The organism is Microlunatus sagamiharensis, assembly GCF_900105785.1.
Taxonomy (GTDB): domain Bacteria; phylum Actinomycetota; class Actinomycetes; order Propionibacteriales; family Propionibacteriaceae; genus Microlunatus; species Microlunatus sagamiharensis.
This window is the reverse complement of sequence record NZ_LT629799.1, coordinates 1,507,735-1,520,145: the sequence shown is the minus strand read 5'-3', so window position 1 is coordinate 1,520,145 and position 12,411 is coordinate 1,507,735. Positions and strand designations below refer to the sequence as shown.

At 73.3% G+C, this 12,411-nt stretch carries 11 protein-coding genes; 7 read left to right on the top strand and 4 right to left on the bottom strand.

All coding sequences use genetic code 11. From position 1 onward, the window contains the following. Window positions 1–166: 166 nt before the first annotated feature. Window positions 167–589, top strand: coding sequence for a hypothetical protein (locus tag BLU42_RS06900; protein ID WP_157719866.1), 423 nt, complete (start codon window positions 167–169; stop codon window positions 587–589). Window positions 590–645: 56 nt separating this feature from the next. Further along, complete coding sequence (locus BLU42_RS06895) at window positions 646–2,679, top strand: glycoside hydrolase family 15 protein (RefSeq protein ID WP_091073822.1); 2,034 nt, start codon at window positions 646–648, stop codon at window positions 2,677–2,679. A gap of 65 nt (window positions 2,680–2,744) precedes the next feature. Here the strand turns inward: BLU42_RS06895 and BLU42_RS06890 are convergent, their stop codons facing one another. The 4 genes from BLU42_RS06890 to BLU42_RS06875 form a co-directional block, all read right to left on the bottom strand. After that, the gene (locus BLU42_RS06890) at window positions 2,745–4,079 is read right to left on the bottom strand and encodes a dicarboxylate/amino acid:cation symporter (RefSeq protein WP_091073821.1); all 1,335 of its coding nucleotides are present in this window, start codon (window positions 4,077–4,079) and stop codon (window positions 2,745–2,747) included. Window positions 4,080–4,338: 259 nt separating this feature from the next. Further along, window positions 4,339–4,611 carry a hypothetical protein gene (locus BLU42_RS06885; RefSeq protein ID WP_157719865.1) on the bottom strand — a complete coding sequence of 91 codons (273 nt, stop codon included), beginning with the start codon at window positions 4,609–4,611 and terminating at the stop codon, window positions 4,339–4,341. Between the two features lie 13 nt (window positions 4,612–4,624). Beyond that, the gene (locus tag BLU42_RS06880) at window positions 4,625–6,034 is read right to left on the bottom strand and encodes a bifunctional cytidylyltransferase/SDR family oxidoreductase (protein WP_091073819.1); all 1,410 of its coding nucleotides are present in this window, start codon (window positions 6,032–6,034) and stop codon (window positions 4,625–4,627) included. A 50-nt stretch (window positions 6,035–6,084) separates the two neighbouring features. Then, entirely contained in the window at window positions 6,085–7,062 is a 978-nt protein-coding gene (locus BLU42_RS06875; protein WP_231918480.1) for a 5'-3' exonuclease, read from the bottom strand. Window positions 7,063–7,088: 26 nt separating this feature from the next. On the opposite strand from BLU42_RS06875, the gene BLU42_RS06870 reads away from it, so the two are divergent. The 5 genes from BLU42_RS06870 to BLU42_RS06850 all read left to right on the top strand — a co-directional run bounded on the left by BLU42_RS06870 (window position 7,089) and on the right by BLU42_RS06850 (window position 12,411). Continuing rightward, the gene (locus BLU42_RS06870) at window positions 7,089–7,526 is read left to right on the top strand and encodes an Lrp/AsnC family transcriptional regulator (RefSeq protein WP_091073817.1); all 438 of its coding nucleotides are present in this window, start codon (window positions 7,089–7,091) and stop codon (window positions 7,524–7,526) included. 299 nt (window positions 7,527–7,825) lie between these two features. Next, window positions 7,826–9,400, top strand: a complete 1,575-nt coding sequence (locus tag BLU42_RS06865) for an amidohydrolase (RefSeq protein ID WP_157719864.1) — start codon at window positions 7,826–7,828, stop codon at window positions 9,398–9,400. Window positions 9,401–9,435: 35 nt separating this feature from the next. Then, a complete protein-coding gene (lnt, locus tag BLU42_RS06860; protein WP_157719863.1) occupies window positions 9,436–11,040 on the top strand; it encodes an apolipoprotein N-acyltransferase in 1,605 nt (534 codons plus the stop codon). Then, on the top strand, window positions 11,037–11,852 hold the full coding sequence (locus BLU42_RS06855; protein WP_091073814.1) for a polyprenol monophosphomannose synthase: 816 nt from the start codon (window positions 11,037–11,039) through the stop codon (window positions 11,850–11,852). The genes lnt and BLU42_RS06855 overlap by 4 nt, the downstream gene beginning before the upstream one ends. A 22-nt stretch (window positions 11,853–11,874) precedes the next feature. Beyond that, complete coding sequence (locus BLU42_RS06850) at window positions 11,875–12,411, top strand: FxsA family protein (protein ID WP_091073813.1); 537 nt, start codon at window positions 11,875–11,877, stop codon at window positions 12,409–12,411.

Sequence of the window (12,411 nt, the reverse complement as noted above, 5' to 3'; positions counted from 1 at the left end):
GGCGGGCGTTCGGCGTCTTGGAGGACAGAGGGCTGATAAACGGTTGAAGGTTCACCGAGACCTCGTGGACGCTCTGTACCTCGCCCGGCGACGCTCCTAGTCTTCCTCGCACTACTTCTCTTGCAGGGCAGCAGATCCGCCCGGTCGAGAGCGAACAGGGGGGCGTGTGGAGTGGGGGCTTCTCCTGCTCGTCGCAGTGCTGGCGAGCGGTCTGGGCTTCGCAGGGGGACGGCTGGCGGTCGCCCAGGACCGCCACCGGCGCGGAACCGGTGACGCCGACGGAGGGGCGGCCTTCCGGCTCGACCACCAGGAGGACCACACCTGGTCCCTGGTGAACGTCGGGCGGGGGACCGCGTCCCTGGTGCACCTGCTGCCCTTCACCGAGGGGATCGAGAGCTGGCCTCCGCGCCCGGTGCCCGGGCAGGTGGAGACCGTTGCCTCCGACGTCCTGCCGACGCTCGCGCCCGGGGCGTCGATGAGCGTCTGGTTCAGCCGCTACGACCGAGGCCAGCGCGTGATCGTGAGCTGGACCTCCACCGACGAGGTCCGCCGCGGCCCGGTCGTGATCGAGGTGCCGGCGCCGCGCTGAGCGCCTGCGCCAGGGGTGCCTCGCGCGCCCGGTCCTGGACCCGGGATGCTTCCCCCATGGCGAACAGCAGCGGGAGCGCCCCGCACGCCCGGGCCGAGCACCAGCAGCTCAGCAGCCCCGGTGGTGTCGTGCGTTCCACCCCGATCGGCGACTACGGCTTCCTGAGCGACGGCGAGGTGTCGGCCCTGCTGTCGCCCAACGGCGCGGTCGAGTGGATGTGCGTGCCGCGCTTCGACTCCGCGAGCGTGTTCGGCCGGATCCTCGGCCGCGGGGCCGGCGCCTTCCGGGTGGCGCCGGAGGACGTGCTCGTCCCGGCCGAGATGCGCTACCTCCCGGGCACGATGATCATCGAGACCAGCTGGGGTACCCCGACGGGCTGGATCATCGTGCGCGACGCACTGGTGATCGGCCCCTGGCACCACGAGGACGACCGGTCCAGGACGTACCGGCGCACGCCGAACGACTACGAGGCCGAGCACATGCTCGTGCGCACCATCCGCTGCGTGTCCGGCGAGGTGCAGACGGTCATGGACTGCGAGCCGGTCTTCGACTACGGCCGCCAGCACGCGCACTGGGAGTACGACGGGGAGGGCTACTACGCGGCCACCGCGTCGGCCGACGGCGCGCCCCCGGTCACGCTGACCAGCGACCTCAAGATCGGCCTCGAGGGCGGCCAGGCCAGCGCCCGCACGCTCCTCAAGCAGGGCGACACCCGCTTCGTCTGCCTCTCGTGGGGCGGGGCGGTGCCGCCGACGACGTACGAGGAGGCGTACGCCAAGCAGGTCTGGACCGCCCACCACTGGCAGCACTGGCTCGCCCGAGGCCGCTTCCCCGACCACCCGTGGCGCGGCTACCTGCAGCGCTCCGCGCTCACCCTCAAGGGCCTCACCTACGCCCCGACGGGGGCGATCGCCGCGGCCGGGTCGACCTCGCTGCCCGAGACGCCCGGCGGCAACCGCAACTACGACTACCGCTACACCTGGATCCGCGACGCCACCTTCGCGCTGTGGGGGCTCTACTCCCTCGGCTTCGACTGGGAGGCCGTGGACTTCTTCTCCTTCATCGCCGACCTCGTCGCCGACGAGCAGGACATCCAGATCATGTACGGCATCGGCGGGGAGAAGCAGCTGACCGAGCGCGAGCTCGACTGGCTGGGCGGCTACGCGGGCTCGCGGCCGGTGCGGGTCGGCAACGCCGCGTACGCGCAGCGCCAGCACGACGTGTGGGGCGCGCTGCTCGACTCGGTCTACCTGCACTTCAAGGCGGCCGACCACCTCGACAACCGGATCTGGGGCATCCTCGACGCCCAGGTCGCCGAGGCGCTCAAGCACTGGCGCGAGCCCGACGCGGGCATCTGGGAGGTGCGCGGCGAGCTCCAGCACTTCACCTCGTCCAAGATCATGTGCTGGGTGGCCGTCGACCGCGGCGCCAAGATCGCCCGGATGACCGGCGAGGACGGCAAGGCCGACGAGTGGGAGCTCGCCGCGCAGGAGATCCGTGAGGACATCCTCGCGAACGGCGTCGACGAGCGCGGCGTGCTCACCCAGCACTACGGGACCAAGGCCCTCGACGCCTCGCTGCTGCTGGCGCCGCTGGTGCGCTTCCTGCCGCCGGAGGACCCGATCATCCGCGCGACCGTGCTGGCGATCGCCGACGAGCTGACGGTCAACGGCCTGGTGATGCGCTACAAGGTCGACGAGACCGACGACGGCTTCTCCGGCGAGGAGGGCAGCTTCACCATCTGCTCGTTCTGGCTGGTCTCGGCGCTGTGCGAGATCGGCGAGTACGACCGCGCCCGCAAGCTCTGCGCCCGGCTGCTGTCCTTCGCCGGGCCCCTCGCGCTCTACGCCGAGGAGATCGACGCGCACTCGGGCCAGCACCTGGGCAACTTCCCGCAGGCGTTCACCCACCTGGCGCTGATCAACGCGGTGCTGCACGTGATCAAGCTCGAGTCGCTGCACGCCGCGACGGGGTCGGGCTCGTGGGCCGGCTCGGTCGAGCCCACGGAGTCCTTCCCGAAGGTGTCGGCCGGTCTGTCCGCCGCGGTCGTGGACGACGACGGCATCTCCGACGGGGAGGACGTCCCCTGACGCGACGAGGCACCCCTCCCGACTGGAGGGGTGCCTCGTGGTGGACCGGTGCGCCGCCGATCGGGTCAGACGCGAGCGGGCACGGGCTGCGTACGCTCCTCGTCGATCGAGGAGACCTTGGCGCCGTTGTAGACGTCGAGGTCGATCAGGCCGTTGCGCTTGGCGACGATCGTCGGCACCAGCGCCTGGCCGGCGACGTTCGTCGCGGTGCGCATCATGTCGAGGATCGGGTCGATGGCCAGCAGCAGGCCCACGCCCTCGAGCGGGAGGCCCAGCGTCGACAGGGTGAGCGTCAGCATGACAACCGCGCCGGTGATGCCCGCCGTGGCCGCCGAGCCGACGACCGAGACGAAGGCGATCAGCAGGTAGTCGGTGATCCCGAGCTGCACGCCGAAGAGCTGGGCGACGGTGATTGCGGCGAGCGCGGGGTAGATGGCCGCGCAGCCGTCCATCTTGGTCGTCGCCCCGATCGGGACGGCGAAGGACGCGTAGTCCTCGGAGACGCCGAGGTTCTTGGTCACCACGCGCTGCGTGAGCGGCAGGGTGCCGACCGAGCTGCGCGAGACGAAGGCGAACTGGATCGCGGGCCAGGCGCCGGCGAAGAAGCGCCGGGGGCTGAGGCCGTGGGCCCGGGCCAGCAGCGGGTAGACGACGAACAGCACGATCGCGCAGCCGACGTAGACGTCGACGGTGAAGACCGCGAGCGGGGCGACGAGGTCCCAGCCGTACTGGGCGACCGCGCGGCCGATGAGCCCGGCGGTGCCGATCGGGGCCAGGCGGATGACCCACCAGGTGATCTTCTGGAAGACGGCCAGCGCACCGCGGACGACGCCGAGGAAGGGCTCGGCCGGCTCGCCGACGGCGAGGGCGGCCGCGCCGATGACGATGCCGAGCACCACAAGCTGCAGCACGTTGAACGACAGGCCGCTGCTGCTGGACTCGAGGCCGAGCACGTTGGCCGGGACGATCGAGGTCAGGAAGTCGAGCCACGAGCCGGTGCGCGACGGAGCCTCGGCGCCGGCGGTGGTGATGGTCGCGCTCGAGCCCGGGTTCGTGACGAGACCGATCGTGATGCCGATGACGACGGCGATCAGCGCGGTGATGGCGAACCACACGAGCGTCTGCACGGCGAGCCGGGCGGCGTTGGTCACCTGGCGCAGGTTGGCGATGCTGACGATGATCGCGGTCAGCACGAGCGGCACGACGACGACCTGGAGCAGCTGCACGAAGGTGCTGCCGACCGTCTTGAGCGTGGTGGCCAGCCAGCCGACGTCGCCCTGCCGGGCGACGAAGCCGAGGACCAGGCCGAGGGCGAGGCCGAGCAGGACCTGGGCCCAGAAGGGCAGGCGGAGACCGCGCCGCGCGGGCGCGGCCTCGGTCGTGGGGGCGGAGGAAGACATGGAGGACCTCGGTGAGGAGTGGGTGGGGGTCGTGCGGAGGGGGCGTGCGGCGTGGACGTGCGGAGACCCGGCGCAGCGTTCGGTGCGGGCTCCGGAGGGCCCGGTGGGTCGGGGTGCGCGCCTGCTCAGGCGGGCGCGGCGACCTCGAGACGGCACAGGTCGATGACCCGCCGTCGGTACCCCGTGATCAGCACGTACGGCTCGAACCTGTGCGCGCCCGCGGGTATTCCCTCCTGCACCGGTAGGTGCGGAACCCTCCTCAGGGCCTCGGCGTTCCTGCGTCGGGTCCGGGTACGGGGTCGCGGCGCAGGCCCGCCGGGAAGACCCAGCCCCAGAGGACGACCTGGGTCGTCCAGACCACGACGCTCAGCACCGGCGGCAGCACCGGGTCGCTCGCGCGCACGGCCAGCACCAGGTCGACGACGACCGCGGCCAGCGCCAGCAGGCCGACGACGCGGACGGCCCGGCGGTGCCGGTAGGTCCACACCTGCGCCCGCAGCGGCTCCGCGCCGGGGCCGAGTCCTCGTCCCACGCCCAGGCCCCGTCTAGCCGTTGGCGATCGCCGCCGGACCGTCCTCGCGGCGGATGTCGATGACGTGCCCGGTCTGCTCGGACAGGAGGACGTCCAGCGACTGGCGCGCGACCTCCTCGCTCGACAGCAGCGTGCCGGCCGGCTCCTCGCCGAACGCCTTGGTCCGCATCGGCGTGCCGGTGCGCTCGGGGTTGATGCAGTTGACCCGCACCCGGTCGCCCGCCCACTCGTCGGCGAGCGCCTGGGTCAGGTTGACCACGGCCGCCTTGGCGGAGGAGTAGAGGGAGTAGCCCGAGCGCCCGCGCGTGTAGGACGAGGAGGTGAAGAGCAGCAGCGAACCACCTGACGCGGCCAGGTGCGGGAAGAACTCCTGGGCGACGAAGACGGGCGCGAGGTAGTTGACGTCGGTCGAGGCGTAGATCGTCTCCTCGGTGAGCTCGGTCAGCTCGCCGCGCGGCAGGACCCCGGCGGTGTTGACGACGAAGTCGATCCGGCCGGTCTCGGCCAGCACCGCCTTCGCCGCGTCGGCCACCTCGGAGCGGCGCTCGACGTGCGTACCGGTCGTCGAGCGGGAGAAGCTGCGCACGGTCGCCCCGTACGACGCCGCGAGCGCCGCGATGTCGCCGCCGATGCCGTACGAGCCGCCGAAGACGACCATGGTGCGGCCCTCGAGCTTGGCGCGGTACTCCTCCTCGGTCAGCGGGGCGGGCGTGTCGGCCGAGGTGAGCTGGAAGAGCTTGTCGGCGATGTAGACGTCGATCGGCTCGGTGACCTTCATGTTGCGCTCGTGACCGGCGACGACGGCCACCGGGACCTCGGGGAGGTAGCGCAGCACCACCGTGCAGTCGTCGGTCGCGCTGAAGTTGGGGTCCAGGGCCGCGTTGGCGTACGCCCTGCGGATGGTCGAGAGCCGGAAGCTCTGGGGCGTCTGCCCGCGGCGCAGCAGGTGGCGCGGCAGGACGTCGGCGATGTTGCCGTGCTCGGCGTCGACCGAGATGACCGTGTCGGCCGAGGGGATCGCGGTGTCGACGGCCTCGTGGGTCTGCAGGGCCTCGACGTTGGCGGCGATGATCGTCTGCGACACCAGCGGCCGGACCGCGTCGTGGAGGAGCACGTTGCACTCCTCGTCGCCGAGCGCGGCCAGCGCGGTGGCCGTCGTGTCGTTGCGCGTGCCCGCGCCCTCGAGGATCTGGGTGACCTTGTCGTAGCCGCCGCCGCGGACGATCGCCCGCACGTCGTCGAGGTAGCCCGGCGTCATCAGCACGAGGATCTCGTCGACCAGCGGCGAGGCCTGCATCGCCGCGATGGTGTGCTCGATGATCGGCTTGCCGGCGATCTTGATGAGCTGCTTGGGGATGTTCAGGCCCACCCGGGTCCCGGTCCCCCCGGCGAGCACGACAGCGACGTTGCGCAACCTGTCCACCGCGCGACCCTATCGGCGCGGACGGCCCGGACGGCGCAGCACGGGTGCCGTCAGGGTCGTGCCATCGCCGCCAGCACGCGCGTGGCGCTCGTGCCGAGCCCGAGACGTTCGGTGAGCGCGGCGAACAGCTCGGGGTCCGCCGGCTCCTGCGGGAGCAGCAGGTCGTCCTCCGACACGCCGAGGTCGAGATCGCGGGCGACCGCGACGACCTCCGGCGCGACGGCGAGGTAGTCGATCGCGGCGTGCAGCCTGGCCCGCACCGCCGCGCTGATCCTGGTGTCCGGGGCGCTCGCGGCGGCGAGGATGCCCGCGAGGTCGCCGTACGAGGCGATGAGGCTGGCCGCGGTCTTGTCGCCGATGCCCGGCACGCCCGGCAGCCCGTCGGAGGCGTCGCCGCGCATCGTCGCGAAGTCCACGTACGCGCTCGCGGGCACCGCGTAGCGCTCGCGCACCCAGGCGTCGTCGACCTGCTCGTGGCGCCCGACCCCGCGCGCGATGTAGAGGACCCGGACCTCCCGGGCGTCGTCGACGACCTGGAAGAGGTCCCGGTCGCCGGTGACCACGTCGACCGGCATGGGCAGCGTGGTGGCGAGGGTCCCGATGACGTCGTCGGCCTCGTAGCCGTCGTGGCCGACGACGGCGATGCCCAGGGCCCGCAGCGTCTCGCGGATCCACGGGACCTGGACGGCGAGGTCGTCGGGCGCGGACTCGCCCTTGGTGTCGCTCGAGGAGGCCATCTCGCTGATCACGCTGGTCGCCCCGGCGGGTGCCTCCGGCGACCCCGCGACGCGGTGCGCCTTGTAGGAGGGGAGCAGCGCGACGCGCCACGCCGGACGCCAGTCGTTGTCCCAGCAGCACACGACGTGAGTGGGTTCGTAGGTGTCGACCAGGCGGGCGACGAAGTCCAGCAGACCGCGGACGGCGTTGACCGGGAGGCCGTCGGGGGAGCGCAGCGAGTCGGGCACCCCGTAGAACGCGCGGAAGTAGAGCGACGCCGTGTCCAGGAGCAATACTTTTCGTGTCCGCACGGGTGTGATCCTGGCACGATGCGGCCATGGAGCATCTGGACCAACGCATCCTCGCGTTGCTGGCCAGGGACGGCCGCATGTCCTACACCGACATCGGCAAGGAGACGGGCCTCTCGACCTCGGCCGCCCAGCAGCGGGTCCGGCGCCTCGAGCAGCGCGGCGTCATCAAGGGCTACCGCGCGGTCCTCGAGCCCGCCGAGCTCGGCCTGCAGGTGACCGCCTTCGTCGCCATCAAGCCCTTCGACCCGAGCGCAGCCGACGACGCGCCCCAGCGCCTCGCGCACCTCAGCGAGGTCGTGTCCTGCTACTCCGTCGCCGGGGAGCCGAGCTACCTGCTCAAGGTGCAGGTCGCCACGATGGGCGACCTCGAGACCCTCCTCGCCCGCATCCGCGCCGACGCCGGGGTCTCCACGCACACCACCACCGTGCTGTCGACGCCGTACGAGGACCGCGCGCCGCTGTAATTCTGTCCTCGCTCCGCTCGGACGCGACCGGCGCTCTGGTCCGGCGCCTTCCTCCCTCCCGCTGACGCCGGGTCGTCTGCTCCGCTGCCGCAGCTTCGCGTCGGCGTCAGCGTCCGGTCGTCCAGGCGCCGGCGCGCCGCTCGGCGGGGGTCGGGCCAACGCTCCCTGAGCTTGTCGAAGGGCCACGACGTGGTTGGCGTCTCCCAGGAGGACGAGCACCGACCCGTTCCTGATCCTTCGACAGGCTCAAGAAGCGTTCCGTGCCGTTCACCGCGCGTACGCCTGGCACTCTTGGCCGCGTGATTCTGCACGGGGGGACCGTGGTCGTGCCGGGGCGGGCACCGGTGGAGGCGATCGCCGTCCGTGACGGGCGGGTGCTGGCCGTCGGGAGCTCCGAGGAGGTGCGGGCCGCGGAGCCCGGGGGACCGGTGGTCGACCTGGACGGGCGCCTCGTGACGCCGGCCTTCGTCGACGCCCACCTGCACGCCGTGCAGGGCGGCCTGGCGAGCGCCGGGGTCGACCTGCACGGGGTCTCCTCGGTCGAGGAGCTCCTGCACCGGGTCCGGGCGTACGTGGAGCGGACGCCGGGCCGCGGCGTCGTGCTGGGCCAGGGCTGGGACGAGCGGTCGTGGCCGGACCCGCGCCCGCCGAGCCGTGCCGAGCTCGACGAGGCCGGGCGGGGCCGTCCGCTCTACCTGGCGCGCGTCGACGTGCACTCCGCCGTCGTCTCCAGCGCCCTGCTCGCCGCGCTGCCCGGCATCGAGGGCCTGACCGGCTGGAGCGAGGACGGGCCGCTCACGCAGGACGCCCACCACGTCTGCCGCGGGCGTCTCGACATCCTGACCACCGACGCGGAGCGTCGCAGCGCCGCGCGGACCGTGCTGGCCGAGGCCGCCGCGCTCGGCGTCGGCGAGGTGCACGAGCTCGGCGGGCCGCACCTCGGACCGGTCGCCGACCTCGAGCGCGTCCGGGACGAGGGGCACGACCTCGGGCTGCGCGTCGTCACCTACTGGGGCGAGCTGGCGAGCGACGCGGCCTTCGCCCGGATGGAGTCGGTCGGGGCCCGCGGCCTGGCCGGTGACCTCTGCGTCGACGGCGCGATCGGCTCGCGGACGGCCGCGCTGGTCGAGGACTACGCCGACGGGCCCGGCCGGGGCGCGCAGTACCTCGACGCGGACGAGCTGACCGCGCACCTGCGGGCCTGCACGCTGCGCGGGGTGAGCGGCGGCTTCCACTGCATCGGCGACGCCGGCGTGTCCGCGGCGGTCGAGGGGCTGCGTCGGGTCGCCCAGGAGCTGGGGGAGGAGCGCGTGCGCGCGGCCCGCCACCGCCTCGAGCACGTCGAGATGGTCGCGGCCGCCGACCTGCCCCTGCTGGCCCGGCTCGGCGTCACCGCGAGCGTCCAGCCGGCGTTCGACGCGGCCTGGGGCGGGCCGGGCGAGCTCTACGAGGAGCGGGTCGGCGCCCGGTCCTCGACCATGAACCCCTTCGCCTCGATGCTGCACGCCCGCGTGCCGGTCGCCTTCGGCACCGACGCCCCGGTCACCGCCGTGGCGGGCTGGGCCATGGTCCGCGACGCCGTCCGCCACCGCCGGCCCGCCGAGCGGATGCGCGTCGCCGAGGCCTTCCGCTGCGCCACCGTCGGCGGCCACGCCGCGGCCGGCGACGACGCGTCGGGCACCCTCGCCGTCGGCGCGCCCGCGCACCTCGCGGTCTGGGACACCGAACCGTCACGGCTCGACCCCGCGACCGGCCTGCCGCTGCTCGCCGGGGACGCCGGCGGTGACGCCGACCCGGGGCTCCCGGTCTGCGCCGCGACGCTGGTAGAGGGGCGCGTGGTCTTCGACGGCGGCGCGGTGCTGGCGTCCGTCTGAGCGGCGGGCTCGGTCCCCGCCGGTACCCTCGCGGTGTGCGGCGGGTGCTCGGGTCTCTGGTGGCGGTGCTGGCCGGGGTCCTGCTCGGGCTCGCCTGGCAGCCGTACGCGCTGTGGCCGCTGCTGCTGGTCGGCGTCCCGGCGCTCACCCTGCTGGCCCGCGGGATCCCGTTGCGGCGGGCCTTCGGGCGCGGCTACCTCTTCGGGCTCGGCATGCTCGGCGTCACGATCTCCTGGGTGCACGTCCTCGGCTGGTGGGTCGCGGCCGTCCTCGTGCTGTTCATGGCGCTCTACTACGGGCTCCTCGGCGTCGCCCTCTCGCTGGTCACGCGGCTGCGCTGGTGGCCGGTGGCGGCCGCGGCCTGCTGGGTGGCCGCCGAGCTCGCGTACTCCTCCTTCCCCTTCGGCGGCTTCGGCTGGACCCGGCTCGCGTACGCGGCCGTCGACACCTCGCTGAACGGCTGGTTCCCCCTGGTCGGCGTCGCCGGCGTCAGCTTCCTCGTGGCGCTGGTCGGCCAGACCGTCGCCTGGCTCGTGCTCCTCGTGCAGGAGCGGCGTCCCCCGGTCTTCCCCCGCGTCGTGCCCGCTGCGCTGGTGATCGCCGCCCTCGGGGTGGCGGGGGTGGGGCTGCGCTCCTTCCAGGTCGAGCCGCTGGCCGGGCGGGAGGGCTCGGTCGAGGTCGGCGTGGTGCAGGGCAACGTGCCCGGGCGCGGCATTGAGGCGCTCGGCCGCGCCCGCACCGTCACCAACAACCACCTCTCCGAGAGCGTCGAGCTGATGGCCCGGGCGCGCCTCGGCCAGGTGCCCGAGCCGGACTTCCTGCTCTGGCCCGAGAACTCCACCGACATCGACCCGCTGCTCGACCCCGTAACCCGCCAGACCGTCGCCGGTGCGACCGCCGTGGCCGGCGTGCCGATCCTCGTCGGCGCCGTCACCCAGGGCCCGGGCGAGGACGAGCGGCAGACGACCGCGCTGTGGTGGGACCCGCTGCGGGGCGTGCTCGCGACCTACCACAAGCGCAACCTCGTGCCCTTCGGCGAGTGGATCCCCTTCCGTGCCCAGCTGCTGCCCCTCGTGCCGATCCTGCGCGAGGTCGGCGCCCAGTCGGTCCCCGGCACGGAGCCGGGCGTGCTGCGGGTGCCCCTCGACGGCCGCACGATCACCGTCGGCGACGTCATCTGCTTCGAGCTCGCCTACGACGACACCGTCCACGAGGCCCTGACCAACGGCGCCCAGGTGCTCCTCGTGCAGAGCAACAACGCGACGTACGGCGGCACCGGGCAGATCGAGCAGCAGTTCGCCATCACCCGCGTCCGGGCCATGGAGGCGCGCCGCGAGGTGGCCGTGGCGACGACCAACAGCGTCTCCGGCTTCATCGACCGGGACGGTCGCGTCGTCCAGCGCACGAACGAGTTCACCTCGGCCGGCTTCGTCGAGGCGATGCCGCTGCGCACCGCCCTGACCCCGGCCGTGCTCGCCGGCCCGTGGCCCGCACGGGGGCTCGCCCTGCTCGCGCTGGTGGCCGTGGCCGTGGCGGTCGTACGCCGACGGCGCGATCTGCACCAGAATGGGCACCGTCCCGGGCCTGACGCCGCCCTCTCCACCCCCGCCACGTCCCCGACGAAAGAGCCGATCCGTTGAGCGAGCCGACCGACACCACCAGCGCCGCGAGCACCGGGCCCGACTACGGGCGCGTGCTGGTGATCATCCCGACCTACAACGAGTCGGAGAACATCGACTCCATCGTCGGCCGGCTGCGCCAGGCGGTGCCCGCCGCCGAGGTGCTGGTCGCCGACGACAACTCCCCGGACGGCACCGGCCTCATGGCCGACGCCCTCGCCTCGCGCGACGCGAACGTGCACGTCCTGCACCGCCTCGGCAAGGAGGGCCTCGGCGCCGCGTACCTCGCCGGCTTCCAGTGGGGCCTCGAGCGCGGCTACGACGTGCTGGTCGAGATGGACGCCGACGGCTCCCACCAGCCCGAGCAGCTGCCGAAGCTCCTGGCCGCGCTCGGCCCCAAGAACGCGCGGACGGCCGACCTCGTGCTCGGGTCGCGCTGGGTGCGCGGCGGCCGCGTCGTCAACTGGCCGCGCTCGCGCGAGGTGCTCTCGCGCGGCGGCAACCTCTGGACGCGCATCGCGCTGGGCGTGCCGCAGCGTGACGCGACCGGCGGCTACCGGGTCTTCGACCGCGCGACCCTGCTCGGCATCGGCCTCGACGCCGTGGCCTCGGCCGGCTACTGCTTCCAGGTCGACCTGGTCTGGCGCGCTGTCAAGGCGGGCTTCCGGGTCGTCGAGGTGCCGATCACCTTCGTCGAGCGTCAGTACGGCGACTCCAAGATGAGCCAGCGGATCGTCGTCGAGGCGCTCCTGCGCACGACGGCCTGGGGCGCCAAGCACCGCGCCGAGCAGGTGCGCGGCCTCGTACGCCGTCGACAGACCGAGCTGACGTGACCCGCGCCCGCTGGAGCCCGCGGTGAGGCTGCGGGGCGGTCTGCCGCTCGCGGTCCTGGTGGTCCTGCTGGTGGCCGTGCCGATCGTCGAGGTCTACCTCCTCATCCAGGTCGGCCAGCGCATCGGCCTGCTCCCGACGATCGCGCTCCTCGTCCTCGAGGCGGTCCTCGGCGGCTGGCTGCTCCGCCGTGAGGGTTCACGGGCCTGGCGGGCGCTGGACGCCGCCTTCCGCGGGGGCCGGATGCCCACCGGCGAGCTGACCGAGGCCGGACTGGTCCTGGTCGGTGGCGTGCTGCTGATGCTCCCCGGCTTCCTGAGCGACGTGATCGGGCTCTTCTTCCTCGTGCCGTTCACCCGGCCCTTCGCCCGCAAGGTCGTCGGCTTCTTCGTCGCCCGCCGGCTGAGCCGGTCGGGCATCGCGCCGGGGCTGTTCGGCGGGCCGAGGCGTCCCGGTGCCCAGGGGGACCCCTCCGTGGTGGAGGGCGAGGTCGTCCCGGACGACACGTCCGAGACGGTCGTCAGCCCCCGCGAGGTCGACGGCGGTCGGCCCCAGGCCTGA

What these genes read in the sequence shown, in the direction of transcription:
- BLU42_RS06870 (WP_091073817.1), top strand. Translation starts at nt 7,089, where the DNA reads ATGGAGCATCTGGACCAACGCATCCTCGCGTTGCTGGCCAGGGACGGC.
- BLU42_RS06890 (WP_091073821.1), bottom strand. Translation starts at nt 4,079, where the DNA reads ATGTCTTCCTCCGCCCCCACGACCGAGGCCGCGCCCGCGCGGCGCGGT.
- BLU42_RS06895 (WP_091073822.1), top strand. Translation starts at nt 646, where the DNA reads ATGGCGAACAGCAGCGGGAGCGCCCCGCACGCCCGGGCCGAGCACCAG.